Origin of the sequence: Streptomyces sp. NPDC001750, from assembly GCF_042892615.1 — a bacterium.
GTDB lineage: Bacteria > Actinomycetota > Actinomycetes > Streptomycetales > Streptomycetaceae > Streptomyces.
This window is the reverse complement of record NZ_JBIAUE010000012.1, coordinates 181,471-208,013: the sequence shown is the minus strand read 5'-3', so window position 1 is coordinate 208,013 and position 26,543 is coordinate 181,471. Positions and strand designations below refer to the sequence as shown.

General features: G+C 71.8%; 19 protein-coding genes. 4 read left to right on the top strand and 15 right to left on the bottom strand.

The window, feature by feature from the left end:
- Nucleotides 1-9 precede the first annotated feature (9 nt).
- From ACFYY6_RS20350 to hrcA, 4 genes are all read right to left on the bottom strand, one after another.
- Nucleotides 10-756 carry a 16S rRNA (uracil(1498)-N(3))-methyltransferase gene (locus ACFYY6_RS20350; protein WP_389194474.1) on the bottom strand — a complete coding sequence of 249 codons (747 nt, stop codon included), beginning with the start codon at nucleotides 754-756 and terminating at the stop codon, nucleotides 10-12.
- Nucleotides 753-1,829, bottom strand: a complete 1,077-nt coding sequence (locus ACFYY6_RS20345; protein ID WP_351519867.1) for a nitronate monooxygenase — start codon at nucleotides 1,827-1,829, stop codon at nucleotides 753-755. Before ACFYY6_RS20345 ends, ACFYY6_RS20350 begins: the two co-directional genes overlap by 4 nt.
- A gap of 136 nt (nucleotides 1,830-1,965) precedes the next feature.
- On the bottom strand, nucleotides 1,966-3,105 hold the full coding sequence (dnaJ, locus tag ACFYY6_RS20340; RefSeq protein ID WP_351519866.1) for a molecular chaperone DnaJ: 1,140 nt from the start codon (nucleotides 3,103-3,105) through the stop codon (nucleotides 1,966-1,968).
- The gene (gene hrcA, locus ACFYY6_RS20335; protein ID WP_351519864.1) at nucleotides 3,106-4,122 is read right to left on the bottom strand and encodes a heat-inducible transcriptional repressor HrcA; all 1,017 of its coding nucleotides are present in this window, start codon (nucleotides 4,120-4,122) and stop codon (nucleotides 3,106-3,108) included. It abuts the gene before it with no gap.
- Between the two features lie 202 nt (nucleotides 4,123-4,324).
- Here hrcA and ACFYY6_RS20330 point away from each other — a divergent pair, with 202 nt between their 5' ends.
- The gene (locus ACFYY6_RS20330) at nucleotides 4,325-5,098 is read left to right on the top strand and encodes an MBL fold metallo-hydrolase (RefSeq protein WP_351519863.1); all 774 of its coding nucleotides are present in this window, start codon (nucleotides 4,325-4,327) and stop codon (nucleotides 5,096-5,098) included.
- Between the two features lie 82 nt (nucleotides 5,099-5,180).
- Nucleotides 5,181-5,999, top strand: coding sequence for a DUF3097 domain-containing protein (locus tag ACFYY6_RS20325; protein ID WP_351519862.1), 819 nt, complete (start codon nucleotides 5,181-5,183; stop codon nucleotides 5,997-5,999).
- A gap of 53 nt (nucleotides 6,000-6,052) precedes the next feature.
- Here the strand turns inward: ACFYY6_RS20325 and hemW are convergent, their stop codons facing one another.
- The 4 genes from hemW to lepA form a co-directional block, all read right to left on the bottom strand.
- On the bottom strand, nucleotides 6,053-7,294 hold the full coding sequence (hemW, locus tag ACFYY6_RS20320; protein ID WP_389194471.1) for a radical SAM family heme chaperone HemW: 1,242 nt from the start codon (nucleotides 7,292-7,294) through the stop codon (nucleotides 6,053-6,055).
- 93 nt (nucleotides 7,295-7,387) lie between these two features.
- Nucleotides 7,388-9,322 (bottom strand): SpoIIE family protein phosphatase, encoded by a 1,935-nt coding sequence (locus ACFYY6_RS20315; RefSeq protein WP_389194502.1) that lies wholly within the window; start codon nucleotides 9,320-9,322, stop codon nucleotides 7,388-7,390.
- Nucleotides 9,323-9,619: 297 nt separating this feature from the next.
- Entirely contained in the window at nucleotides 9,620-11,509 is a 1,890-nt protein-coding gene (locus ACFYY6_RS20310; protein WP_389194468.1) for an AMP-dependent synthetase/ligase, read from the bottom strand.
- Nucleotides 11,510-12,004: 495 nt separating this feature from the next.
- The gene (gene lepA / locus ACFYY6_RS20305; protein ID WP_351629772.1) at nucleotides 12,005-13,879 is read right to left on the bottom strand and encodes a translation elongation factor 4; all 1,875 of its coding nucleotides are present in this window, start codon (nucleotides 13,877-13,879) and stop codon (nucleotides 12,005-12,007) included.
- Between the two features lie 215 nt (nucleotides 13,880-14,094).
- Between lepA and rpsT the strand changes: the two genes are divergently transcribed.
- On the top strand, nucleotides 14,095-14,361 hold the full coding sequence (gene rpsT, locus ACFYY6_RS20300; protein ID WP_073787504.1) for a 30S ribosomal protein S20: 267 nt from the start codon (nucleotides 14,095-14,097) through the stop codon (nucleotides 14,359-14,361).
- Nucleotides 14,362-14,753: 392 nt separating this feature from the next.
- Here the strand turns inward: rpsT and holA are convergent, their stop codons facing one another.
- Nucleotides 14,754-15,740: a DNA polymerase III subunit delta gene (gene holA, locus ACFYY6_RS20295; protein WP_351519855.1), complete on the bottom strand. Its 987-nt coding sequence runs from the start codon at nucleotides 15,738-15,740 to the stop codon at nucleotides 14,754-14,756.
- A gap of 242 nt (nucleotides 15,741-15,982) precedes the next feature.
- Here holA and ACFYY6_RS20290 point away from each other — a divergent pair, with 242 nt between their 5' ends.
- Nucleotides 15,983-16,228 (top strand): hypothetical protein, encoded by a 246-nt coding sequence (locus ACFYY6_RS20290; RefSeq protein ID WP_199883160.1) that lies wholly within the window; start codon nucleotides 15,983-15,985, stop codon nucleotides 16,226-16,228.
- Between the two features lie 15 nt (nucleotides 16,229-16,243).
- Here the strand turns inward: ACFYY6_RS20290 and ACFYY6_RS20285 are convergent, their stop codons facing one another.
- From ACFYY6_RS20285 to leuS, 6 genes are all read right to left on the bottom strand, one after another.
- Nucleotides 16,244-17,128, bottom strand: coding sequence for a YceI family protein (locus ACFYY6_RS20285; RefSeq protein WP_351519853.1), 885 nt, complete (start codon nucleotides 17,126-17,128; stop codon nucleotides 16,244-16,246).
- A 532-nt stretch (nucleotides 17,129-17,660) separates the two neighbouring features.
- Nucleotides 17,661-20,258 (bottom strand): ComEC/Rec2 family competence protein, encoded by a 2,598-nt coding sequence (locus ACFYY6_RS20280; RefSeq protein ID WP_389194465.1) that lies wholly within the window; start codon nucleotides 20,256-20,258, stop codon nucleotides 17,661-17,663.
- A complete protein-coding gene (locus ACFYY6_RS20275; protein WP_389194462.1) occupies nucleotides 20,255-20,908 on the bottom strand; it encodes a helix-hairpin-helix domain-containing protein in 654 nt (217 codons plus the stop codon). Before ACFYY6_RS20275 ends, ACFYY6_RS20280 begins: the two co-directional genes overlap by 4 nt.
- A 791-nt stretch (nucleotides 20,909-21,699) precedes the next feature.
- A complete protein-coding gene (locus tag ACFYY6_RS20270) occupies nucleotides 21,700-22,545 on the bottom strand; it encodes a DegV family protein (RefSeq protein WP_351629760.1) in 846 nt (281 codons plus the stop codon).
- A 108-nt stretch (nucleotides 22,546-22,653) separates the two neighbouring features.
- Entirely contained in the window at nucleotides 22,654-23,445 is a 792-nt protein-coding gene (locus ACFYY6_RS20265; RefSeq protein WP_351519847.1) for a hypothetical protein, read from the bottom strand.
- A 171-nt stretch (nucleotides 23,446-23,616) separates the two neighbouring features.
- A complete protein-coding gene (leuS, locus tag ACFYY6_RS20260) occupies nucleotides 23,617-26,484 on the bottom strand; it encodes a leucine--tRNA ligase (protein ID WP_389194458.1) in 2,868 nt (955 codons plus the stop codon).
- Nucleotides 26,485-26,543 lie beyond the last annotated feature (59 nt).

Sequence of the window (26,543 nt, the reverse complement as noted above, 5' to 3'; positions counted from 1 at the left end):
GGAGGGCGCTCACGACCAGCGGCCGGTGCGCCCCATCAGCAGGGCCGTCGCCGCCGTTCCGGCCGTGGAGGTGCGCAGCACGCTCGCGCCGAGACGGCAGGTGCGGGCGCCGGCCTCGGCGAAGACCGCCAGTTCGTCCGGGGACACGCCCCCTTCGGGACCGACGACGAGCACGATCTCGCCCTGGCTGGGGAGTTGGACGGTGGCCAGCGGTTCGCTGTCGTGGTCACGGTCCTCGTGCAGGACGGCGGCGAAGTCCGCCGTGCCCAGGAGCGCGGCGACCTGATTGGTCGTCAGCGTGTCCGCCACCTCGGGGAATCGCACCCGGCGCGACTGCTTGCCCGCCTCGCGGGCGGTGTTGCGCCATTTCGCGAGGGACTTGAGGCCGCGTTCGCCCTTCCACTGGGTGATGCAGCGCGATGCCTGCCAGGGCACGATCGCGTCGACGCCGGTCTCCGTCATCGTCTCCACGGCGACCTCGCCCCGGTCGCCCTTGGGCAGCGCCTGGACGACGGTGATCCGGGGGGCGGGCGGCGGCTCCTCGTGAATCCCCGTCAGATCCATGACCACGAGCCGGTCCTTGCCCTCGGCGGCCCTGACGACGCCCTCCGTCCAGCGGCCCGCGCCGTCCGTCAGCACGACGTCCTCGCCGGGACGCAGCCGCTTCACCGAGACGGCGTGCCGCCCTTCGGGTCCTTCCAGCACGAACTCCGGCCCGTCGGGGACCTCGTCGACGACGAAGACGGGTGCGGTCATCGCGTGCCCCCCGCGTTCAGCGCCGCCCGCGCGGCGTCCAGTTCCTCGACGAGGAGGCCGAGCAGCCGGCCGGCGGGCACCTCGCGTGCCATCCGGTGTCCCTGCCCCGCCCACAGGGCCATGCCCTGGGCGTCCCCGGACGTGGCCGCCGCCTTGCGCAGTCCGACGGTCAGGTAGTGGATCTGGGGGTAGGCGGCGGGGGCGTACGGACCGTGCTCTCGCATGAAGCGGTTGACCAGCCCACGGGCGGGACGGCCGGAGAACGCCCGGGTCAGGGCGGTCCCCGCGAACAGCGGATTGGTCAGCGCCTGCTTGTGCAGCGGGTTCGCGCCGGACTCGGGGCAGACGAGGAACGCCGTGCCGAGCTGCGCCGCCTGGGCGCCCGCGGCGAGCACCGCGGCGATCTGGGAGCCGCGCATCAGTCCGCCCGCGGCGACGATCGGCAGCTCCACGGTCTCGCGGACCTGCGCGACCAGGGAGAGCAGGCCGATGCCGGTGCCGTCGTTCAGCGGGTCGTCGCGGTGGGTGGACTGGTGGCCGCCCGCCTCCACGCCCTGCGCGCAGACCGCGTCGGCGCCCGCCCACTGGGCCGCCTGGGCCTCCTCGGGCGTGGTCACCGTCACGACGGTGTACGTGCCGACGTTCGCGAGCGCGTCGAGGGTGTCGCGGGTCGGGCAGCCGAAGGTGAACGAGACGGCCGGGACGGGATCGTCCAGGAGGACGGCGAGCTTGGCCTCGTAGCCGTCGTCGCCCCCGCCGGCGTCCGGGTCGCCGAGCGGGGTCTCGTACCAGGCACCCTCGCCCGCGAGCTGATGCCGGTACACGTCGACGGCGCTCGGGTCGGCGAGGTCGGGCTGCGGCATGAAGAGATTGACGCCGAAGGGCCGGCCGGTGAGCGTGCGCAGCCGCTTGATCTCGTTGTACATGCCGTCGGCCGTCTTGTACCCGGCGGCGAGGAAGCCCAGCCCACCCGCTTCCGAGACGGCTGCGGCGAGCTCCGGACGGGACGTACCGCCCGCCATGGGGGCCTGCACGATCGGATACCGGCAGAGATCGGTCAACACGGATGACATGACCGCATCGTGTCACGTCCGGCGCGCCCCGGCGTGCGCGGGACGCGACCGTGCGCCGTTCCCCGTCGGACGGAGAACGGCGCACGAGGTCCGCGGAAACCCGCGCCGGGCCGCTCGACGACCCGGGCGGGGCCCGTCAGCGGCCGTTGAAGGCGTCCTTCAGCCGGGAGAACAGCCCCTGCTGACCGGGCTGGAACTGGCCGGTGGGCCGTTCCTCGCCCCGCATCTTCGCCAGTTCGCGCAGCAGTCGTTCCTGCTCCGGGTCGAGCTTCGTCGGGGTCATCACCTCGACGTGCACGACCAGGTCGCCGCGTCCGCCGCCCCTCAGATGGGTGATGCCGCGTCCGTGCAGCGGGACCGACTGGCCGGACTGCGTGCCGGGCCTGATGTCGACCTCCTCCAGGCCGTCGAGCGTCTCCAGCGGCACCTTCGTGCCGAGCGCGCCCGCCGTCATGGGGATCGTGACGGTGCAGTGCAGATCGTCGCCGCGGCGCTGGAACACCGGGTGCGACAGTTCGTGGATCTCCACGTACAGGTCGCCGGCCGGGCCGCCGCCGGGGCCGACCTCGCCCTCGCCCGCGAGCTGGATGCGGGTGCCGTTGTCGACACCCGCCGGGATCTTCACGGTGAGCGTGCGGCGCGACCGGACGCGGCCGTCCCCGGCGCACTCCGGGCACGGGGTCGGCACGACCGTGCCGAAGCCCTGGCACTGCGGACAGGGCCGCGAGGTCATGACCTGGCCCAGGAAGGACCGGGTGACCTGGGAGACCTCGCCGCGCCCGCGGCACATGTCACAGGTCTGGGCGGAGGTGCCGGGAGCGGCGCCCTCGCCGCTGCACGTGGTGCACACGACGGCCGTGTCGACCTGGATGTCCTTGGTGGTGCCGAACGCCGCCTCGGCGAGGTCGATCTCCAGCCGGATCATCGCGTCCTGGCCGCGCCGGGTGCGCGAGCGGGGCCCGCGCTGCGACGACGTACCGAAGAACGCGTCCATGATGTCGGAGAAGTTGCCGAAGCCGCCCTGTCCGAAGCCGCCCGCGCCGCCACCGCCGCCGGAGGCGGACAGCGGGTCGCCGCCGAGGTCGTAGACCTGCTTCTTCTGCGGGTCCGACAGCACCTCGTAGGCGGCGTTGATCTCCTTGAACCGCTCCTGGGTCTTCGGATCGGGATTCACGTCCGGGTGCAGCTCGCGGGCGAGCCTCCGGAATGCCTTCTTGATCTCGTCCTGGGAGGCGTCGCGGCGCACGCCGAGTACGGCGTAGTAGTCCGTGGCCACTTACGACTCCGCCAGGATCTGTCCGACGTAACGTGCCACTGCGCGTACCGCTCCCATCGTTCCGGGGTAGTCCATGCGGGTCGGTCCGACCACGCCGAGTTTGGCGACTGCCTCGCCGCCCGAACCGTAGCCGACTGTGACGACGGACGTGGAGTTCAGTCCCTCGTGGGCGTTCTCGTGCCCGATGCGTACGGTCATGCCCGAGTCCTTGGCCTCACCGAGCAGCTTCAGCAGCACGACCTGCTCCTCCAATGCCTCCAGCACCGGCCGGATCATCACGGGGAAGTCGTGTCCGAAGCGGGTGAGGTTGGAGGTGCCGCCGATCATCAGGCGCTCCTCCGTGTCCTCGACCAGGGTTTCGAGCAGGGTGGAGAGCACGGTGGACACGGTCCCCCGGTCCTCGCTCTCGAAGGATTCCGGCAGGTCCTGCACCAGCTGCGGGACGTCCGGGAATCGGCGCCCGACGACCCGGCTGTTGAGACGGGCCCGCAGATCGGCCAGCGAGGTCTCACCCATCGGGGCGGGGCAGTCGATCATGCGCTGTTCGACCCGGCCGGTGTCCGTGATCAGCACGAGCATCAGCCGGGCGGGGGCCAGCGACAGCAGTTCCACGTGCCGCACCGTCGACCGGGTCAGCGAGGGGTACTGCACGATGGCGACCTGCCGGGTCAGCTGCGCGAGCAGCCGGACGGTGCGGCTCACGACGTCGTCGAGGTCGACCGCGCCGTCGAGGAAATTGTGGATGGCACGGCGCTCCGGCGACGAGAGGGGCTTGACGCCCGCGAGCCTGTCGACGAAGAGCCGGTAACCCTTGTCCGTCGGGATACGCCCGGCACTGGTGTGGGGCTGGGCGATGAAGCCCTCGTCCTCCAGCACCGCCATGTCGTTGCGGACGGTGGCCGGGGAGACCCCCAGCTTGTGCCGCTCGGTGAGCGCCTTGGAACCGACCGGCTCCTCGGTGCCCACGTAGTCCTGAACGATGGCGCGCAGCACTTCGAGTCTGCGTTCGCTGAGCATCGCGCGCACCTCCAGGTATCTGGTTCAGCGGTGGTTCCCGGGCCGTACCCGATTTCTTTCCCCAGGGATCCGCCTGGCACTCTGTCGGCGCGAGTGCCAGCCATCCCCCGGTCAGTGTACGGCGGCCGACTGGGGACCTAGCAAGGGCGACCGGCCACGTGATCGCGAGACCGTACCGGTCCGCTGCCGATAGCGTCCCGGTATGGACACCTCTTGGGAAGAGTTCGGCTGGGAGCGGATCGGTCACGGTACGGGACGGCGCCGCCTGCCCGGCTGGGACGCGACGACCGCACTGGTGGCCGGGGCGGAGGGCGTGCTGCTCGTCGATACCGGGTCCACGCTCCGCGAGGGGGCCGGGATCCGGGACGGGGCGCGGGCCCTGCTCGGCCGTGAGGTGACGCATATCGCACTCACCCACCCCCATTTCGATCACGTTCTGGGCACCGCGGCGTTCCCGGGCGTCCGGGCGGCCGGGGACGCCCCGGGCTCCGGGGACGTCCGGGTGTACGGGGCGGCCGGCACGGCGGACCTGCTGAGGAGCGGAAGCGGGGCGGCGGATCTGCGCTCCGACGCGGTACGCCACGGGGTGCCCGAGCACGAGGCGGCCAGGGCCGTCGCCGCGCTGGTGGCGCCGGATCACGAGGTGCGCGACGAGCGGACGGTCGATCTGGGCGGCGGCCGGCGCGTATTGCTGGCGAATCTGGGCCCCGCGCACAGCGGCCACGATCTGGTGGCGGTCGTGCCGGGCTCCCCCGCCGTGGTGTTCTGCGGCGATCTGGTCGAGGAGTCCGGTGAACCTCAGGCGGGCCCGGACGCGGCCTTGGCCCGCTGGCCGGCCGCGCTGGACCGGCTGCTGGCACTGGGGGGCGAGGACGCGGTGTACGTCCCGGGGCACGGGGCGGTGGTGGACGCCGCGTTCGTCAGGGGCCAGCGCGACCGGCTGGCGGCGCTGCACGGGGGACGCACGGGCCCCTGAAGGCGGCGGGAGGGCGGGCTCGCGGCGCGCGAGGCGGGCCCCCTCGGCGTGTCGTGGGCCGTTCCCGTCCTATCGTCGTCCGATGCGCAGCTACCAGCCGGACCTGACCCCGCCGTGGAAGAGGTCCGCCCCCGTTCCCGAGGTCCCCGCCGAAGCCGATCTGGTCGTGGAGGAGGTCTCCACCGGGTTCTGCGGTGCGGTGATCCGCTGCGAGAAGACGGCCCAGGGGCCGACGGTGACCCTGGAGGACCGTTTCGGCAAGCACCGGGTGTTCCCGATGGAACCGCGCGGCTTCCTGCTGGAGGGCAAGGTGGTCACGCTGGTGCGGCCGTCGGCGGCTTCACCGGCGCGCCCCGCGCGTACGGCCTCGGGCTCGATCGCGGTTCCGGGAGCGCGCGCCCGGGTCGCGCGGGCGGGGCGGATCTATGTGGAGGGCCGGCACGACGCGGAACTGGTCGAACGGGTCTGGGGCGACGACCTGCGGATCGAGGGCGTGGTCGTCGAGTACCTGGAGGGCGTCGACGACCTTCCGGCCGTCGTGCGCGAGTTCTCCCCCGGCCCGGACGCCCGGCTCGGCGTCCTGGTGGACCACCTGGTCCCGGGCTCCAAGGAGTCCCGGATCGCGGAGCAGGTGTCGGACGCGAACGTGCTGGTGGTCGGCCATCCCTACATCGACGTGTGGGAGGCCGTGAAGCCGTCGTCCGTGGGCATCGCCGACTGGCCGGTGGTACCGCGCGGCCAGGACTGGAAGACGGGCGTGTGCCGGGCGCTGGGCTGGGAGGAGAACACCGGCGCCGCCTGGCAGCGCATCCTGTCCTCGGTGCGCTCGTACCGGGACCTGGAGCCGACACTCCTGGGTTCGGTTGAACACCTGATCGATTTTGTGACGGCGCCCGAATGAATGCGTGACGATCCCCGGATCCGGTCCCTCCGGCAGCTGACGAGCGGGGCCCCTCAGTCCACCAGGTCCCGCACCACCGCGTCGGCCAGCAGGCGTCCGCGCAGGGTGAGCACCGCCCTCCCCCGTCCGTACGGCTCCCGCTGCAACAGTCCGTCCTCGACCGCACGGTCGGCCGCGGCCAGACCCTCCGGCTTCAGCAGGGACAGCGGGCAGCCGTCCGCGAGGCGCAGTTCCAGCAGGATCCGCTCGACCCGCCGGTCCTCGGCGGAGAGGATCTCCCGCCCGGCGCCGGGCGAGCGCCCCTCGGCCAGCGCCTGCGCGTACGCCCCGGGGTGCTTCACGTTCCACCAGCGCACGCCTCCGACGTGGCTGTGCGCCCCCGGTCCGGCGCCCCACCAGTCGGCCCCGCGCCAGTACAGCTCGTTGTGCAGACAGCGGGCCTCGGGCGTGCGGGCCCAGTTCGACACCTCGTACCAGGAGAAGCCCGCCGCGGTCATCGCCTCGTCCGCGATCAGGTACCGGTCCGCGTGGGCGTCGTCGTCGGTCATCGAGATCTCGCCGCGCCGGATGCGCCGGGCCAGCCCGGTGCCCTCCTCGACGATCAGCGCGTACGCGGACACATGGTCCGGACCGGCCCCGATCGCCGCGTCCAGGGAGGCCCGCCAGTCGTCGTCGGACTCGCCGGGCGTGCCGTAGATCAGGTCGAGGTTGACGTGGTCGAAGCCCGCCGCGTGCGCCTCGGCGACACACGCCTGTGGCCGTCCGGGGGTGTGCGTGCGGTCCAGGACCTTCAGCACGTGCTGCCGGGCGCTCTGCATGCCGAACGAGATCCGGTTGAAGCCGCCCTCCCGCAGTTCGGCGAGATACGCCGGACCGACGGATTCCGGGTTCGCCTCGGTGGTGATCTCGGCGTCGTCCGCGAGACCGAACTCGTCGCGGATCGCACCCAGCATCCGGACCAGGTCGGCGGCGGCCAGCAGGGTCGGCGTCCCGCCGCCGACGAAGACCGTACGGACCCTGCGCGGGTCGTCGCCGAGGACCTCGCGGGCCCGGCGGACCTCGCCGATCAGATGGGCGGCGTAGTTGTCCCGGGAGGCCAGGGCGCCGCCGGAGCCGCGCAGCTCGGTCGCGGTATAGGTGTTGAAGTCGCAGTAGCCGCAGCGGGTCGCGCAGTAGGGCACGTGCAGGTAGAAGCCGAGCGGACGGTCGGCGGCGCCTTCCAGGGCATGGCGGGGCAGCGCCCCGTCGTCGGGCACGGGTTCACCATCGGGCAGTACGGAAGGCATACCGCCCATTGTCCCCCGTCGGGCGGCATCGCCCGGCCATGCCCATGACGCAGGCCCGGAGGCATGCCCTTGACGCACGCCCGTGACGGCGGGCGCCCGCGCTCACCCCGCCTGGAGCACCAGCAGCGCCAGGTCGTCGTCCGGCGGGCGCTCGGCGAACTCGTGCACGGCCCGTTTGATCCGGTCCGCGATGCCGTCCGCCGACAGGCCCGTGCAGTCGGCCAGCGCCCGGGCCAGACCGTCCCCGTCGTCGAACATCAGCGTTCCGGACCGCCGCTCGGTCACCCCGTCCGTGACGCACAGCAGGCTGTCGCCCGGCGCCAGGTCGAAGCTCTGGCTCTCGTACGCGACGTCGTCGAAGAGGCCGAGCAGCATCTGCGGCTCGGCGGCCGGGCGCACCTCGCCGTCCGGCCGCAGCAGCAACGGCAGCGGATGGCCGGCGCTGGCCAGGGTGCAGCGCACGCCGCCGTCCGGCAGCGGGACCAGCTCCCCGTACAGCAGGGAGAGGAAGCGGGACTGCCCGGTGTCCGCGGTCTGCTGGCCGCCCGCCGCGGCCACCATGAGGGCGGCCGCCTCGGCCGCCTCCATCGCGTCGTCGAGGAGCAGCCGGTTCAGCCGGTCCAGCACCTCGCCGACGCCGAAGCCCTCGCGGGCCAGCAGCCGCAGCCACGGCCGGGCCAGGCCGGTGACGACGGCGGCCTCGGGGCCGCTGCCCTGGACGTCGCCGAGGACGAAGCACCAGCGGTCGCCGGGGCACGGGAAGATGTCGTAGAAGTCGCCGCCGACGACCCCGTCGTCGCTGGGTTCGTACACCAGCGCGCTGGTCACCCCGGGGATGTCGGCGACCTTGCCGGGCAGCAGCGCCCGCTGCAGGATGCGGCTGATCGTGGCCTGCCTGGTGTAGGCGCGGGCGGCGCCGACGGCGAGGCCGACCCGGCGGACGAAGTCCTCGATCAGGGCGGTCACTTCGTCGGGGACGCGCCCCGCGCCCTCCCGGCCGAGGAGCACGGCGCCGAGCGTGCGGCCGCCCGATGTGATGCGGTAGGCGAGGGCTGCCCGCGCGTGCGCCTCCGGCTCCTCCCCTCCCGCCCCTTCCTCCTCGCCCCAGGGCCAGGGCAGGCAGACGGGACCGGTGCCGACCCGCTCGGGCAACCGGATGGGGTCCTGTTCGAGCACCGTGCGCAGCGGCACGGTCTCGGTCTCGTCCCGGTGCCAGACGCTGGCGAGCCGGGGCACGGCCACCGGGCCACCGTTCTCCGGCTCCAGCCATATCGCGCACCAGTCGGCGAGCCTGGGCACCAGTAACTGTCCGGCGAGCGCCGCGACGATGTCCTCGTCGAGCTGACCGGCGAGCAGGTCCGAGGCTTCGGCGAGGAACGAGAGCGCGCCCCGGCCGGCCCAGTCCGCGTCGTCGCGCAGGGCGCGCCGGGCCGTGGGGGCGAGCAGTTCGGCGGCGCGCAGCCCGTGCTGGAACCCGGTCTCGGCGGACGGTTCGGGGAAGGGGTTCCAGTCGTCGACGGGGAGCCGGGCCCAGACGGTCTTGAGACCCGTGCGGTACGTGATGCCCCAGCGCTCGGCGAGGGTGCCGACGAGTTGGAGGCCGCGGCCGTACTCGGCGGGATCGCTGGGCGCGGCGAAGCCGGTGGCGGCCGAGTCGTCCGCCGGGCCGCCGTCCTCCGGGCGTTCGCCGCGCACGGCGCGGGCGGGGTGGTGGTCGGAGACCTCCAGCACCAGGGCCGCGGCCTCGTCCTCGGTGGCCTCCTCCAGCCGGCACAGCAGCTCGACGTTGGTCCCGGCGTGCACCACCGCGTTGGTGACCAGTTCGCTGGCGACGACCGAGGCGTCGTCGGCCAGCCGCTCGCTGACACCCACCGCCGCGGGCAGTCCGCTCCCGGTCCACTCGGTGAGCGCGGCCCGCACGAACCGGCGGCCGGCGGAAGGGGCAAGGAGATTTCCGGGCAGAGATGTACGGGCCACCGGCCGCTCATCCGCACGGCCGACGGTGATACCGGGACGCTGAACGATGTCCCGCTGCAAGGGAATGGACCCCACGGCGCAGCTCCTGACCTGTTCTCGCTCTGGCTGTTCTCGTTGCTGTCTGTTCTCGCTGGAAGCCTCTGACGACACCGACAGACTGACAGATGGACCAGGTCCATAAGCGGCGAGTTGCCGAAGTGAGCGCAGAAGAATACGGACCGGCCGCATGGCGCGGCCGGTCCGAAAGCCCCTGTCACCGCACCGCGCGGGCCCGGATACCGGGCCTCACGGGGTGCGGTGGGGGCCGTTGCGCCGGGCGCCCCGCGGATGCCGCCGCGCCCTGGCGAGATTGCGCGGTTACACCTCGCGGGCCCCCACGTACATGTCCTCGATGAGGTCCTTGTACTCGCGCTCGACGACGGGCCGCTTCAGCTTCAGACTCGGCGTCAGTTCGCCGTGCTCGATGTCCAGATCGCGGGGCAGCAGCCGGAACGTCTTGACGGTCTGCCAGCGTTGCAGCCCCTCGTTGAGCCGCTGCACATAGCCCTCGATGAGCTCGACGGCCTGCGCGGAGGCCACCACCTCGGCGTACGGCTTCCCGCCCAGGCCGTTCTCGGCGGCCCAGCCGAGGATGGTCGGCTCGTCGAGCGCGATGAGGGCGGTGCAGTAGTTGCGGTTCGCGCCGTGCACCAGGATGTTCGAGACGAACGGGCAGACCGCCTTGAACCGCCCCTCTATCTCCGCCGGGGCGATGTACTTGCCGCCGGACGTCTTGATCAGGTCCTTCTTGCGATCGGTGATCCGGAGGTAGCCGTCCACGGACAGTTCGCCGATGTCCCCGGTGTGGAACCAGCCGTCCGCCTCCAGCACCTCGGCGGTCTTCTCCGGCTGCCCGTGGTAGCCCTGCATCACGCCGGGGCCGCGCAGCAGGATCTCGCCGTCGTCGGCGATCCGCACCTCGGTGCCGGGAAGCGGCTTGCCGACGGTGCCGGTGCGGTACGCCTCGCCCGGGTTGACGAAGGAGGCGGCGCTGGTCTCGGTGAGGCCGTAGCCCTCCAGGATGTGGATGCCGGCGCCCGCGAAGAAGTAGCCGATGTCGGGGGCGAGTGCCGCGGAACCGGAGATGCAGGCGCGCAGCCGGCCGCCGAAGGCCTCGCGGATCTTGGCGAAGACGAGGGTGTCGGCGATCTTGTGCCGGGCCCTGAGGGCGAACGGGACGGAGGCCGCGCCGGTGCGCCGGAAGTTGTCCTGCGAGGCCACCGCGTACTCGCGGGCGACCCCGGCCGCCCACTGGAAGATCTTGTACTTCGCCCCTCCGCCGGCCCGAGCCTTGGCGGCGACACCGTTGTAGACCTTCTCGAAGATGCGGGGCACGGCGGCCATGTACGTCGGCTGGACGATCGGCAGGTTCTCGATGATCTTGTCGACCCGGCCGTCCACGGCGGTGACGTGACCGACCTCGATCTGACCGGAGGTGAGGACCTTGCCGAAGACGTGCGCGAGCGGCAGCCAGAGGTACTGGACGTCGTCCTTGGTGATCAGGCCGGTCGCCACGGTGGCCCTGGCCATGTACGACCAGCTGTCGTGCGGCAGCCGCACGCCCTTGGGGCGGCCGGTCGTGCCGGACGTGTAGATCAGGGTGGCCAGTTGGTCGGACGTGATGGAGGCGACCCGCTTCTCGACCGCGTCGGGGTGCTCGGCCAGGTAGCGCGCGCCCCGGGCCTCCAGATCGGCGAGGGTGAGCACCCAGCCCTCGGGGTCGCCCTCGGCGGGTCCGGCGTCCTCCGGGTCGACGACGACGACATGGGCGAGGTTCGGCAGCCCTTCGCGGCGTTCGCGGGCCTTGGCCAGCTGCTCCGCGTTCTCCGCGATCAGCACCCGGCTCTCGGAGTCGGAGAGGATGAACGCCGACTCGTCCGCGTTGGTCGACGGATAGACCGTGGTGGTGGCGGCGCCCGCGCACATCACGCCGAGGTCGGCGAGGATCCACTCCACCCGGGTGCTGGAGGCGAGCGCGACCCGCTCCTCCGGCCGCACACCCAGGTCGATGAGTCCCGCCGCGATCGCGTACACCCGCTCGGCGGCCTCGGCCCAGCTCAGCGACTTCCAGTCATCGGGTCCCTCGCCGGTGGCCGAGGGGGCCGGGTAGCGGTACGCCTCCCCGTTCGGAGTCGCCGCCACGCGGTCGATGAAGAGGTTCGCCACGGAGGGCGGTCGGTTCTCGATCTGGGTCTGTGTGTCGCTCACGACATCCTCCGGGCCTGCGGCAGTACTTCACGACCGGCTGCTGGTCGCTGCTGGTGGCTAGTGCCGCTCCCGGCAACGTTTGCCGGTCACGGCACTATGTGTGGCTGCTTGTTTCCTGCTGAGCTGTTCGTTTCCTGCTGGGCTGCTGTTTCCGTTCCCTCGGGCCGGCACCGCGTTCCTTCGTGCGCCCGCGTGCTCGCCGTCCCGCCCGGGCCGCGCGTCCACGTGGGGCGCACGTCCCGCGCGAGCCGGACGCGTTCCGCGCGGCCGCGACACCCGTCCCCCGCTGCTCACCCCGCGCTACCCGGTCCCACTTGTTTAACTGGCGAGTAACTACGAGGCCGTGATCAGGGTAGAGCGCCCGCGTCCGCCGCGTAAGAGGCAAGGGGCCGCCGCTTCATAACAAACGGGCCCCCGTGTCGCGCGGTACGTCGCGACACGGGGGCCCGTCGGGGCCTCACGGGGTGCCACCCCCGGGCGGGGGAAGGGCGGGGGCTACTTCTTGCCCTTGCTCTCCCCGCCGGACTCGTCCGTGGACAGCACCGCGATGAAGGCCTCCTGCGGCACCTCCACGCTGCCGACCATCTTCATCCGCTTCTTGCCTTCCTTCTGCTTCTCCAGCAGCTTCCGCTTACGGGAGATGTCACCGCCGTAGCACTTGGCGAGGACGTCCTTGCGGATGGCGCGGACGGTCTCACGGGCGATCACCCGGGAACCGATGGCCGCCTGGATCGGCACCTCGAAGTTCTGCCGCGGGATCAGCTCGCGCAGCTTGGCGACCAGCCGCACGCCGTACGCGTACGCCTTGTCCTTGTGCGTGACGGCGGAGAACGCGTCGACCTTGTCGCCGTGCAGCAGGATGTCGACCTTGACGAGCTGGGCGGTCTGCTCGCCGGTGGGCTCGTAGTCGAGGGAGGCGTAGCCGCGCGTCTTGGACTTCAGCTGGTCGAAGAAGTCGAAGACGATCTCGGCCAGCGGCAGGGTGTAGCGGATCTCGACCCGGTCCTCGGAGAGGTAGTCCATGCCGAGCAGGGTGCCGCGCCGGCTCTGGCAGAGCTCCATGATCGCGCCGATGAACTCGCTGGGCGCGAGGATCGTGGCGCGCACGACGGGCTCGTGCACCTGGTCGATCTTGCCCTCGGGGAATTCGCTCGGGTTGGTGACGGTGTGCTCGGTGCCGTCCTCCATCTCGACGCGGTAGACCACGTTGGGCGCGGTGGCGATGAGTTCGAGACCGAACTCGCGCTCCAGGCGCTCCCGGATCACGTCGAGGTGGAGCAGCCCGAGGAAGCCGACGCGGAAGCCGAAGCCGAGCGCGGCGGAGGTCTCCGGCTCGTACACGAGGGCGGCGTCGTTGAGCTGGAGCTTGTCGAGCGCCTCGCGCAGGTCCGGGTAGTCCGAGCCGTCCAGCGGGTACAGCCCCGAGAACACCATCGGCTTGGGGTCCTTGTAACCGCCCAGCGGCTCGTCCGCGCCCTTGCTCTGGGAGGTGATCGTGTCACCGACCTTGGACTGCCGGACGTCCTTCACACCGGTGATGAGGTATCCCACCTCACCGACGCCGAGACCGTCGGCCGCGGTCATCTCCGGGGAGGAGACCCCGATCTCCAGCAGCTCGTGGGTGGCGCCGGTCGACATCATCCGGATCCGCTCGCGCTTGTTGAGCTGGCCGTCGACGACACGGACGTACGTGACCACGCCGCGGTACGAGTCGTAGACCGAGTCGAAGATCATCGCGCGGGCGGGGGCGTCGGCCCGGCCGACCGGGGCCGGGATGTCCTTGACCACCCGGTCGAGCAGCGCGTCCACGCCGACACCGGTCTTCGCGGAGACCTTGAGCACGTCGTCCGGCTGGCAGCCGATGAGGTTGGCCAGCTCCTCGGAGAACTTCTCCGGCTGCGCGGCCGGGAGGTCGATCTTGTTGAGCACCGGGACGATGGTGAGGTCGTTCTCCATCGCCAGGTAGAGGTTGGCCAGCGTCTGGGCCTCGATCCCCTGTGCGGCGTCGACCAGCAGGATCGTGCCCTCGCAGGCGGCGAGCGAGCGGGAGACCTCGTAGGTGAAGTCCACGTGGCCCGGGGTGTCGATCATGTTGAGGACGTGGGTGCGGCCCTGGTCCTCGCCCGTGGTCGGGGCCCAGGGCAGACGGACCGCCTGGGACTTGATGGTGATGCCGCGCTCGCGCTCGATGTCCATGCGGTCGAGGTACTGGGCGCGCATCTGCCGCTGGTCGACCACGCCCGTCAGCTGGAGCATCCGGTCGGCAAGGGTCGACTTGCCATGGTCGATGTGCGCGATGATGCAGAAGTTGCGGATCAGCGCCGGGTCGGTACGGCTCGGCTCGGGCACGTTGGTAGGAGTCGCGGGCACGCAGGGTCCTGATTCTTGAGACGCCGAACGCCGTGTCTCGGGTCGATGTCGGTTCGGTCGGATCGATACGTAGCCTCCATCGTCCCATGGTTACGGGGCGGAGACCGGTTTGGGCCGGTCGGAGCGCGGCTGGTACCGTTGACAGCTGTGCTTCGCGACCCTCCCGGGCCACGGGGCACACATCGAAGATCCAACGAACCTGAAAAGGCTCTTTCGTGGCGAACATCAAGTCCCAGATCAAGCGGAACAAGACGAACGAGAAGGCGCGCCTGCGCAACAAGGCCGTCAAGTCTTCGCTCAAGACCGCTATCCGCAAGGCCCGTGAGGCCGTCGCCGCCGGTGACGTCGAGAAGGCCACCACGGCCGCTCGCGACGCCTCCCGTGCGCTCGACAAGGCCGTCTCGAAGGGTGTCATCCACAAGAACGCCGCCGCCAACAAGAAGTCGGCGCTGGCCTCCAAGGTTGCCTCCCTCCAGGGCTGAGCCGTCTGAGATCCACCTGCCGGAACGGACCAGCGGGCCCTCTCTCCCGCCCCTGCCCGGCCCCCGCGCCGCACACCGAACCTGCGTTCGCCACGCGGGTGCGGCGCACCAAGCGTGAACCGAAGGCCCCGGCCTCAGCTCTCCCCAGAGCGAGGCCGGGGCCTTCGGCGTACGCGTTACGGGGAGGGAGAGGCCTTCGGCGCAGGCGTTCGGGGGGCGGGGTCTTCGGCGTAGGCGTTCCTGCGGACCCTGAAGGCCCGGGGCCGCGGTCTTTCCGGCGGATCAGGGCCGCGGCCGGGGCCAGGTCTGTCCGGCGGATCAGGGCCTAGGCCAGGCGTGTCCGGCCCTGATCCACCGGGCAGGCCCTACCGCCCCCGCCGCCCCTACAGCCGCTACCGCCCCGACCGCGCCGCCCGCGCGATCGCGACCACGGCCTTCTCCAGGGCGTACTCCGGATCGTCTCCGCCGCCCTTGACCCCCGCGTCGGCCTCCGCGACCGCCCGCAGGGCGACGGCCACCCCGTCGGGTGTCCAGCCACGCATCTGCTGCCGCACCCTGTCGATCTTCCACGGCGGCATCCCCAGCTCACGGGCGAGGTCGGCGGGCCGCCCGCCGCGGGCCGAGGACAGCTTGCCGATCGCCCGTACGCCTTGCGCCAGCGCACTCGTGATCAGCACCGGCGCCACCCCGGTCGACAGCGACCAGCGCAAGGCCTCCAACGCCTCCGCCACCCGGCCCTCCACCGCACGGTCGGCGACCGTGAAGCTCGACGCCTCGGCACGGCCCGTGTAGTAACGGGCGACGACCGCCTCGTCGATGGTGCCCTCGACATCCGCGACCAGCTGCGAGACCGCGCTCGCCAGCTCCCGCAGATCGCTGCCGATGGAGTCGACCAGCGCCTGGCACGCCTCGGGCGTAGCCGAGCGCCCCAGCGCCCGGAACTCGGACCGTACGAACGAGAGCCGCTCGGCCGGCTTGGTCGTCTTCGGGCAGGCGACCTCCCGTGCACCCGCCTTGCGCGCCGCGTCCAGCAGGCCCTTGCCCTTGGCGCCGCCAGCGTGCAGGAGCACAAGGGTGATCTCTTCGACCGGATCGCCGAGATACGCCTTGACGTCCTTGACCGTGTCGGCGGAGAGGTCCTGCGCATTGCGCACGATCACCACCTTGCGCTCGGCGAAGAGCGAGGGGCTCGTCAGCTCGGCCAGGGTGCCGGGCTGGAGCTGGTCGGAGGTGAGGTCACGGACATCCGTGTCGGGGTCGGAGGCCCGGGCCGCCGCCACCACCTGTTGCACGGCGCGGTCGAGGAGCAGGTCCTCCTGGCCCACGGCGAGCGTGAGGGGGGCGAGCGGGTCGTCGGTGGAATTCCTTCTGGTGGCCATCGCCGTCCAGCATCCCATGCACCACTGACAGCTTCCGGACTCGCTCCCCCGCCCGCCTCTCCGCTCCCGCCGCTCGCCCTGGCCGGAAAATTCGGCACATTGCTAAGGGCTGTCTGGATGTATGTGGACGTTCCGACAACGCGATGCCGTAGCCGTCGTCGTGCGCCCGCCAGGGATTACGGGACAGCCCTTAGAGGCCGCCTCACCGGACCGCGGCTTACCTGGCACGGGAGAATGGGCAGGTGAGCGATGTGAGACATGTGCTGGTGCTGCCCGACCGCGATGCCGCGGAGGAGGTGGCCGGAGAGCTCGCCGACCGGTTCGGGGTCGCCGAGGAGCCTCAGCTCGTACGCGATGCGCTGGCCGGTGAGGACGATGCCGAGGACGCCCAGTGGCTGGTGGTCGTGGAGGACCCGTCCGGGCGGCTGGACTCCTCGGCGCTGGATGCCTTCGCCGCGGAGTACGAGGGGTGGCTCGAAGCGCCTTAGCGAGGCACCCGCGGCTCAGGTCTTGGGGACGATCTGGATGTCCATGTCGATGGAGATGCTGGAGCCGACGGCCGCGATGCCTCGGGCCAGCATGGTCTGCCAGGTGAGGGTGAAGTCCTCGCGGTGCAGTTCCGTGGTGGCCCGACAGGCGGCGCGGGTCTCGCCCTCCAGACCGTTGCCCAGGCCGAGGTACTGGGTGTCCAGGGTGACCGTGCGGCTGACGCCGTGCAGCGTGAGCGCACCGGTCACACCCCAGCGGGTGCCGCCGCGGTGGACGAAACGGTCGCTGTAGAACTCCATCGTCGGGTAGCGGCCGACGTCCAGGAAGTCGCTGGACCGCAGGTGGTCGTCACGCATCTGGACGTTCGTGTCGATCGACGCGGCGTCGATGACCACGTGCATGGCGGATTCCTCCATACGGTCGGCGATCCGGACGGCACCCGCGAAGGTGTTGAACCGGCCGTGGATGCGCGCCATGCCGATGTGCCGGACCGTGAAGCCGATCTGCGAATGCGTCGGCTCCACCTCCCACTCGCCCGGCGCGGGGAGCTGCGGGGGTGCAACGATCTGCAGGGTGATGTCGCCCAGGCTCGCGTGGCCGCCCTCGACGACCGTGGCCGTGCCGTGGAACGGGGTGAAGCCCTCGGCCGTGACGGCCAGCCGGTACTCACCGGCCGGGACCGTGGCGAGGATGCTGCCGTACGGATCCGTCTCACCGCCGACGACCTTCCGGCCCGCGCCGTCCGTGACGACGAACTCGGCCTGCTGGACGGCATCGTTGACCGGGTCGAGCACGCGGCAGCTGAGCACTCCGGCGGTGTGCGGCACATCCAGCCCGGTGAGGGCGTTGCCACGCGGAACGTTCGCCGTTTCCCTGCTTCGCAGCCAGCGACCGAACATCTCTTGCCTACCCCCTCGGGGTGAGTCACCTTGGGGCCTGACGACTGGACATACGCGTCGGAGCACCGGCCCACCGACGAGCATGCATTCGACCACCCTTGTGGCGTTCGAGGCAAACGGAGCAGCTCGCAGGTGCTTGTGTAGAGGTGTTACCGAAGGTCCGAATTGACCACTCCGTCTGCGCCGCGGTCGGTGGCGCGGCACACCGGCTCCCCACTGACGAACTGCCCGGCCCACCGCTCCCTGCGGTCGACGTCACACTGCCCGGGCGCCCCGGAACCTCCTCCGCCCGCACCCGACGCCACTCACGCCAGGCCGATGTCCTACGACGGACCGTCGACAGCCGTCCGCGGCGGCCGGCGGCAGCCCGTGTGGCCGGGGCCACAGAACGGTCCACGACGGCTGACCGTGGTCCGAGGCAGCCCGACGACCGTCCGCGCGGCCGTGGCCACGGAGCGGTCCACGGCCACGATCGCGGCCACGACGACATGCCCGTGCGGGCAATCCGCATGACGGTACGTCGCGGTGGCGTTCACGAGCGCCCGACCGCCCGCAGTCCCGCCCCGGCTCCCGAAACGGCGACCGCGCCATCCGTGTCCGTGCGCAGCACCACCGCGCCGCCCGCCCTGAGCGCGTCGACGGTGCGCGGGGAGGGGTGCCCGTACGGGTTGTCCCTGCCCACGCTCACCAGGGCGAGCCTCGGGTGTACGCCGCGTATCAGAGCGGGGTCCTGATGGGCGGAACCGTGATGGGCCACCTTGAGCACGTCCACGTGCGGCAGCTGCGGGTGTGTTCGCAACAGCCCCTGCTGGGCCGGGGGTTCGAGGTCGCCGAGGAGCAACAGCGTCGGCCCGCCGGTCCGGACGTACAGCGTGATGCTGGAGTTGTTGGGCTCCCTCGGCAGGAACTCCCCCGGCAGCACGGAGGCAACGCCCCCCGCCCTGCCCGGCCCCGCGCCACCCGCCGGCCAGAGGACCTGCCAGTCGAGCGGACCGAGCCGTCGCCGTTCACCGGGGGCGGCCCGGATCAGGGGTACGCCCGACGCGGCGGCCGTTCTCCGTACGAACGCGGCCTGGTCCGGGGGTTCGTCCAGGCTCGTCGTCTGGATCGCCCCCACGGCTCGGCCGCGCAGTACCCCCGGCAGTCCCCGGACATGGTCCGCGTGGAAGTGTGTGAGTACCAGGAGCGGCACCTCGGAGATGCTCAGGTCGTCCAAACACCGGTCGACGAGTTCCGGTTCGGGCCCGGTATCGACGACCACGCCCCTGGCACCCCCCGCGGCCAGCACCAGCGCATCCCCCTGCCCCACGTCGCACATCGCGAACGCCCAGTCGGGAGGCGGCCATCCGGTCAGCACCCGGGTGAGCGGCACCGGGCGGAGCACCGCGAGGACCAGCAGCAGCGCGGCCGCCACACAGACCCATGGATGGCGCACCGCACGACGGACGAACAGCACCACCAGGACCGTCAGCGCGGCGAGCAACAGCGCCCCCTTCCCACCACCGGGCCAGTCGATCGCCGCCCCGGGCAGCGCCGCCCCGGTGCGGGCCACCGAGCCGATCCACCCGGCGGGCCATCCGGCGACCCGGGCGAGCGTCTCCGCCACCGGCATGGCCACCGGCGCGGCGGCGAGCACGGCGAACCCCAGGACCGTGGCCGGAGCCACCGCGAACTCGGCCAGCAGATTGCACGGGACCGCCACCAGGCTGACCCTCGAAGCGAGCAGCACGACGACCGGCGCGCACACCGCCTGCGCGGCGGCGGCCGCGGCCAGCGCCTCGGAGACCCGGGGCGGGAATCCGCGCCGCCGCAGCGCGCCGCTCCAGTGGGGCGCGATGGTGAGCAGGGCCCCGGTGGCGAGCACGGAGAGGACGAAGCCGTAACTGCGCGCCATCCACGGGTCGTACAGCACGAGCAGCAGGACCGCTGCGGCCAGGGCCGGGATCAGCGATCTGCGGCGGCCCGTGCCGATGGCGAGCAGGGTGATCAGTCCGCAGGCCGCGGCCCGCAGCACGCTCGGCTCGGGTCGGCAGACGATCACGAAGGCGAGCGTGAGCCCTCCGCCGAGCAATGCTGTCAGCCGCAGCGGGATGCCCAACCGGGGTGCCAGGCCGCGACGTTCGGCGCGCAGTGCGGTGCCCGGCGGCCCGATCAGGAGGGCCAGCAGAATGGCCAGGTTGGCACCCGAGACCGCCATCAGGTGGGTGAGGTCGGTCGCCCGGAAGGCCTCGTGCAGTTCCGGTGAGATCCGGGACGTGTCGCCGACCACCAGCGCGGGCAGCAGCGCCCGGGCGTCGGGATCGAGCCGCTCGGTGGCCTGCCGCAGGCCGCCCCGCAGCGCACCCGCCGTGCGCTGGACGAAGGAGGGCGGCCCGATGATGCGAGGTGGGCCCTTGCTCTCCGGCCGCAGTACGGCGGCGCTGCGCTCCCCGTCGTGCAGGGGCGGCGCCAGCCGGCCGCCGATGCGCAGTCGGGTGGAGGGGAGCAACTGCTGCCACCGGTCCGTCGATCCGCCGGGTGGGACGATCAGCAGCACCGGCGTGCTCAGCCGCGTGACCGCACCGTCGGGCCCGGTCAGCCGCGTGATCTCGGCGTCGATGAGGAGCGAGACGGGTGTGCTGTGGTCCCCGCGCACCCGCGGCACGGTCCGCCGGGCGTCGGAGGTCACGGTCACCTCCGCCTCGACGCTCTCGAAGTGCTGCGCCAGGTCGTGCACCGGCCCCTTCCGCACGTCCGCACTGTGCAGTCCGGCCGACGTGGCACCGACGGCGGCGCAGAGCAGCGCCGCCGCGATGGCGGTCGCGGTGGTATACGACCGCCGTCCGCCCGCCGTGCTCCCGCCGTCGGCCGCCTCTCCCCCGGTGCCGGCTCCGGCCCCGCGGGACCCACCGGCCGTCGAGACCCTCGGCAGCGCCAGGAGCACCAGGGCCGTGCCGACACAGAGCATCGCGCCTGCCGCCGTCCACCACCCGGGCGCGCTCAGCGCGAGTGCCGCCCCGGCCCACGCCGCGATCGCCGGTGGGACCAGCCTCAGATCCGCCGGACCCTCCCGCCGAGGGTCTGACACCCCGGGCCGACCGCTCGACACCGGCCGACTGTCCGGCACCGCGTGGGTCTGCGCCGGATTCATGGCCCCACCAATGGCCGGAGTTCGGCGAACCGCCGGTCGCCGATGCCGTTGACCTCACGCAGCTCGTCGACCGACCGGAAGCCGCCGTGCCGCATGCGGTAGTCGATGATGTGCTGAGCGAGCACCGGTCCGACGCCTGGCAGTGTGTCGAGTTGATCGACGGTCGCGCTGTTGAGACTGACCGGCCCGGTCGCGGAGCCGGAACCGCCGCCCGTGCCGCCGGGGGATGCCCCTCCGTCGACGACGGGAGAGCCCGGCGGGGCACCCACCACGATCTGCTCCCCGTCCACGAGAACCCGCGCCCGATTGAGCCCGGTGAGGTCGACGCCCGACCGGGCTCCGCCCGCTGCCCGTAGTGCGTCGGCGACCCTGGCACCGGACGGCAGTCGCTGGATCCCCGGCCGCCGCACCTTCCCGCTCACGTCCACGACGACGTGAGCGGCCTCCTCTGCGACGGGCGTTGCTCCGGGCGACGGCCCGGGGACTGCGGCGTCACCGGGCGCCGGGCGCGCCGCCCCGGCCCGTGCGGCCTCGCCGACCAGGTCTGGCGGCCGCACGGGATGCGGACGCGCCGACCAGAAATGTGCCGCCGCGAAGCCCACGGCCACGGCGAGGACAACGGCCAGTGCGGCGAGGGTCTTGGGCTCCACCCCGCATCTGAGCTGCAGCCATACCGGAATCCGCTCCCGCAGCGCGGGCCCCAGCCGCGCCCGCGGGCCCGGCAGGGCGGAGCCGTTCCCCGGGGGCGGGGCCGGAGGGGACGTCGTGCTCGAACGAGGGGGTGGTGTGGGGGCGGCGGCCGGTGCCGTCGCCGGTAACGGGCCCGGCGCCACGAGCGGGTCGGGGTCCGGACCGGTGGGCGCCTCAGGCACGGATCGCGTGCCCGGTTCACCGTCCGCCCCTCCCATGAGCGCGTCCGCGCGACGGCGCGCGGTCGCAGCCACACCGTCCCTGCTCCCCCGCGACGCCCGCCGTCGTCCGGGGCCGAGACCGGAGCCGCCACGACCACGCCCCGGTCCGCTGCTACTGCCGCCATCGGTCGCGCGAAGTGTGCTGGTCGTACGGAGTGTTCGCAGAGTCATGCCTCACGACGGTAGGCACATTCGCCCGAACCTGCTGGGCCGACCCGATTTCGGTGGACAACGGGCCAGTTGTGAATAACTCGGCCACACCGAGGAGTGAAATCCGGGGACCGACCGGCCGGAACGCGCGCCGGAAGTCCTGAGGTCCCGAGGGCCGGAAGTCCTGAGGCCCACCGGTCGCAGTGACCACGAGCCGGACATCGAACCCGAGGGCTGCGGCTCCGAGCCGAAGCCAGGATCCGCGGACTGCGACTCCGAGCCGAAGCCGGGATTCGAGGGCCGAGGGCCGAGAGCAGACGGAGGCGGGCCGAGAGCAGAGAGAGGCGGGCCCGGAGTCGAAGGCCGGGAACGGTCCGGCCTCAGCGTGGCGAGACAACCGCTCCGAGCAGACCGGGTCCGGTGTGCGCGCCGATCACCGCACCCACCTCGCTGACGTGCAGATCGACCAGGCCGGGCACCCGCTCGCGCAACCGTTCGGCGAGCCGTTCGGCCCGCTCCGACGCCGCCAGGTGGTGCACGGCGACATCCACCCGCGCGCTGCCCGCCGCCTCCGCGACGATCTCCTCCAGACGCGCGATCGCCTTCGACGCCGTCCGTACCTTCTCCAGCGGCTCGATACGGCCGCTCTCCAGCCGAAGCAGCGGCTTCACCGCGAGCGCCGATCCCAACAGCGCCTGAGCGGCGCCGATACGGCCGCCCCGGCGCAGATAGTCCAGCGTGTCGACGTAGAAGTACGCGGACGTGCCCGCGGCCCGCTTCTCCGCAGCCGCGACGGCCTCGTCAAGGCTTCCGCCCTCCTCCACCGTCTCCGCCGCCTCCAGCGCGCAGAACCCGAGAGCCATGGCGACCATTCCGGTGTCCACCACACGTACCGGAACCGGCGCGTCCTTCGACGCGAGCAGCGCGGCGTCGTATGTGCCCGACATCTCGGCGGAGAGGTGGAGCGAGACGATGCCGGAGGCTCCGGCGTCGGCCGCCGCTCGGTACGCGGCCGCGAAGACTTCCGGGCTGGGCCGGGATGTCGTCACGGGGCGGCGCTTCTGGAGCGCCGAGGCGAGCTCGCGGGCGGAGAGTTCCGTGCCGTCCTCCAAGGCCTGATCGCCGAGGACGACGGTCAGAGGCACCGCGATGATGCCATGCCGTTCCATCGCCTCGGGCGGCAGATAGGCCGTGGAATCGGTGACGATCGCGACATGGCGGGACATGAGCGGGAGGTTACCTGGCGGGCCCACCACTCGGCAGTCCGACCCCGACCGATGCACCGCTCCCGCTCACTTCGGGCCACATCCTGGCGCTTTCGGCCACCGAACGGCTCAGGTCGTCGTTTCCGGCCGAGCCGTCTTCTGCCACGGGTATTCGGGCTGGATACGGGGGTCCGGAGCCGGTATGGCCCGCTCCCGGCCGTCGGCCGCCCCGTGCTCGTGCCGCTGGTTCCCGTTCCCCTGTCCCTGCCCGCCGCGGTCGGCCTGCCCCCGGCCCTCTGCCTGTGCACGACCGTCGGCCTGTGTGTGAGCGTCGGGCCGCGGGTCGTGGCTCCGCTCCCGGACGGGCTCGTTCGGCTCGATCGTCCAGTGCCGCAGCGCTCCGGCCTCCATGTCGATCTGCGCGTTCAACGCCTCCAGATCGTCGTCGACGAACCGCCGTGCCCGGTCCCGGGCGGCCCAGCGCAGCGAGTCCGCCGAGTGCGTGATCCGCTCCGTGCGCTCCTTCAGCTCCGGCAGCAGTGCGGCGACCGTCGCCCGGTCGGGCTCGCGCTCCAGCCTCCTCAGATCCTCGTCGAGCTCGCGTCCGTGCACACTGAGCCGCCGGAAGAGGTCCAGTGACTCCGAGAGCGAGGCGTCCTCGACGACCCCCGCCCGCAGCGCCTCCTGCGTGGCCCGCATCGACGTGCGCAGCGAGAGCCGCAGCTGCGCAAGCTCTCCGCCCACACCCGTCTGGCCGTAGCTCTTCGCGCGCAGCGTGGTGTCCTCGACCGCGCGGCGGGCCTGGACGATCGTGCGGTCCACACCCCGCTTCGCCGCGCCGATGGCCTTGACGCTCGCGTACACCCCCAGGGCGATGAACGCGAAAAAGAGCAATCCCAGGATCAGGATCACGGCTTCCATGAGCGCCCCTCGGGTGTCGTATCGGTGCCGGCCACTCCACCGTAAACGCTACGGGCAGGCCGAGGGTTCCTTCGGAACCCCCAACCTGCCCGTAGGGGAACGCCCCCATTCACACGGGGCGGCCTGCCGGTCGCTTGTCCGTGCCCGTCACGCGGCGACGCTCACCGCCGTTCAGGCGGGAACGATGTTGACCAGCTTCGGCGCCCGGACGATCACCTTCCGGATGCCCGCACCGCCCAGGGCGGCGACCACGGCCGGGTCCGCCAGGGCCTGGGCCTCCAGTTCCTCGTCCGAGATCGTCGGCGGGATCTCCAGGCGCGCCTTGACCTTGCCCTTGACCTGCACCACACAGGTCACGGTCTCGTCCACGACGTACGCGGGGTCGGCGACCGGGAAGTCCTGGTGCACCACGGATCCGGTGTGACCCAGACGCCGCCACAGCTCCTCGGCGATGTGCGGGGCCAGCGGCGCCACCAGCAGCACCAGCGACTCGGCGACGCTCCGGGACACCGGGCCGCCCGTCTTCGTCAGGTGGTTGTTCAGCTCGGTGACCTTGGCAATGGCGGTGTTGAACCGCATGCCGGCCATGTCCCGGCCGACCCCGTCGATCGCCTTGTGCAGCGCGCGCAGCGTCTCCTCGTCCGGGTCCGCGGCGACGACCGTGACCGCGCCGGTCTCCTCGTCGACAATGTTGCGCCACAGCCGCTGCAGCAGCCGGAACTGGCCGACGACGGCACGCGTGTCCCACGGCCGCGAGACGTCCAGGGGGCCCATGGCCATCTCGTACAGGCGCAGCGTGTCCGCCCCGTACTCGGCGCAGATCTCGTCCGGCGTGACGGCGTTCTTCAGGGACTTGCCCATCTTGCCCAGGACGCGGCTGACCTTCTCGTCCTGGTAGTAGAACTTCCCGTCACGTTCCTCGACCTCGGCCGCCGGGACCGCGATGCCGCGGCTGTCCCGGTAGACGTACGCCTGGATCATGCCCTGGTTGTACAGCTTGTGGAACGGCTCGGAGGACGAGATGTGCCCCAGGTCGTGCAGCACCTTGGACCAGAAGCGGGCGTACAGCAGGTGCAGCACGGCGTGCTCCTGGCCGCCGACGTACAGGTCGACGCCCCCGGTCGGCTGTCCCTCGCGCGGGCCCATCCAGTACTGCTCGATCGCGGGGTCGACCAGCTTCTCGTCGTTCCGCGGGTCCAGGTAGCGCAGCTCGTACCAGCAGGAGCCGGCCCAGTTGGGCATGGTGTTGGTCTCGCGGCGGTACTTCTTCGGGCCGTCGCCCAGGTCCAGGGTGACGTTGACCCACTCGGCGTTCCGGGACAGCGGCGTCTCGGGCTGGGTGTCCGCGTCGTCGGGGTCGAAGGTGCGCGGCGAGTAGTCGTCGACCTCCGGCAGCTCCAGGGGCAGCATCGACTCGGGCAGCGCGTGGGCGACGCCGTCCTCGTCGTAGACGATGGGGAACGGCTCGCCCCAGTAGCGCTGCCGGCTGAACAGCCAGTCGCGCAGTCGGAAATTGACGGTGCCCTCGCCGACACCGTGTTCCTTGAGCCACTCGGTGATCTTCGCCTTGGCGTCGACGACGCCCAGCCCGTCCAGCGAGATCTCGTCGTTGGCGGAGTTGACCAGCTTCGCGTCGTACGAGGCGAAGGCGTCGTCCCAGGTCGAGGGGTCCGTGCCACGGTCGTCCGACGGCTCGACGACACAGCGCATCGGCAGCTCGAAGGCGCGCGCGAAGGCGAAGTCGCGCGCGTCGTGCGCCGGGACGGCCATGATCGCGCCGGTGCCGTACCCCATCAGAACGTAGTCGGCGATGAAGACCGGGACCTTCTCGCCGCTGACCGGGTTGGTCGCGTACGCGCCGGTGAAGACGCCGGTCTTGTCCTTGGCCTCGGCCTGCCGCTCCACGTCGGACTTGGTGGCGGCCAGCTTGCGGTATGCGGCGACGGCCTCGGCCGGGGTGGCGTGTCCACCGGTCCATACCGGGTGGGTGCCCTCCGGCCAGGCGTCCGGAACGATCCGCTCCACCAGCTCGTGCTCCGGCGCCAGCACCATGTAGGTGGCCCCGAACAGGGTGTCCTGCCGGGTAGTGAAGACGGTGATGGCGTCCGCGCCGTCGACCGGGAAGTCGACCCGCGCGCCTTCGGAACGCCCGATCCAGTTGCGCTGCTGCAGCTTGATGGCCTCGGGCCAGTCCAGCCCGTCCAGATCGTTCAGCAGCCGGTCGGCGTAGGCCGTGATACGCATGTTCCACTGGCGCAGCTTGGCCTTGAAGACCGGGAAGTTCCCGCGCTCGGAGCGTCCGTCGGCCGTCACCTCCTCGTTGGCCAGCACGGTGCCCAGGCCGGGCGACCAGTTGACCGGCGCGTCGGAGGCGTACGCCAGGCGGTACTCGCTCAGGATGTCCGCGCGCTCGACGGCGCTCAGCGCGCCCCAGTCACGGCCGTCCGGGGTGGGGCGGGCGCCGCTCTCGAACTGTGCGACCAGCTCGTCGATCGGACGGGCCCGGTCGGCCTCGGTGTCGTACCAGGAGTTGAAGATCTGCAGGAAGATCCACTGGGTCCACTTGTAGTACTCCGACTCGATCGTGGCGAACGAGCGGCGCTTGTCGTGGCCCAGACCCAGCCGTCGCAGCTGGGCGGTCATGTTCTCGATGTTGGCCTCGGTGGAGACCCGCGGGTGTGTGCCGGTCTGCACGGCGTACTGCTCCGCGGGCAGGCCGAAGGCGTCGAAGCCCAGGGTGTGCAGCACGTTGTGCCCGGTCATCCGCTGGTGACGCGCGAAGACGTCGGTGGCGATGTAGCCCAGGGGGTGTCCGACGTGCAGCCCCGCACCCGAGGGGTACGGGAACATGTCCATGATGAACTTTTTCGGTTTGGCGGCCAGCTCCGGGTCGCCCGCCAGGTCACCGGTCGGGTTCGGCGCCTCGTACGTGCCCTCGGCGTCCCAGAAGTCCTGCCAGCGTGCCTCGATGTCGGCGGCCATCGCCGCCGTGTAGCGGTGCGGCGCAGCCGCCTCAGCTGCGGAATTCGTCTCGCTCATGGTCCTCAAAGCTCCATCGATCGTCGTCTGCCGGCGCCCATGTCTACGGACACGCGTCT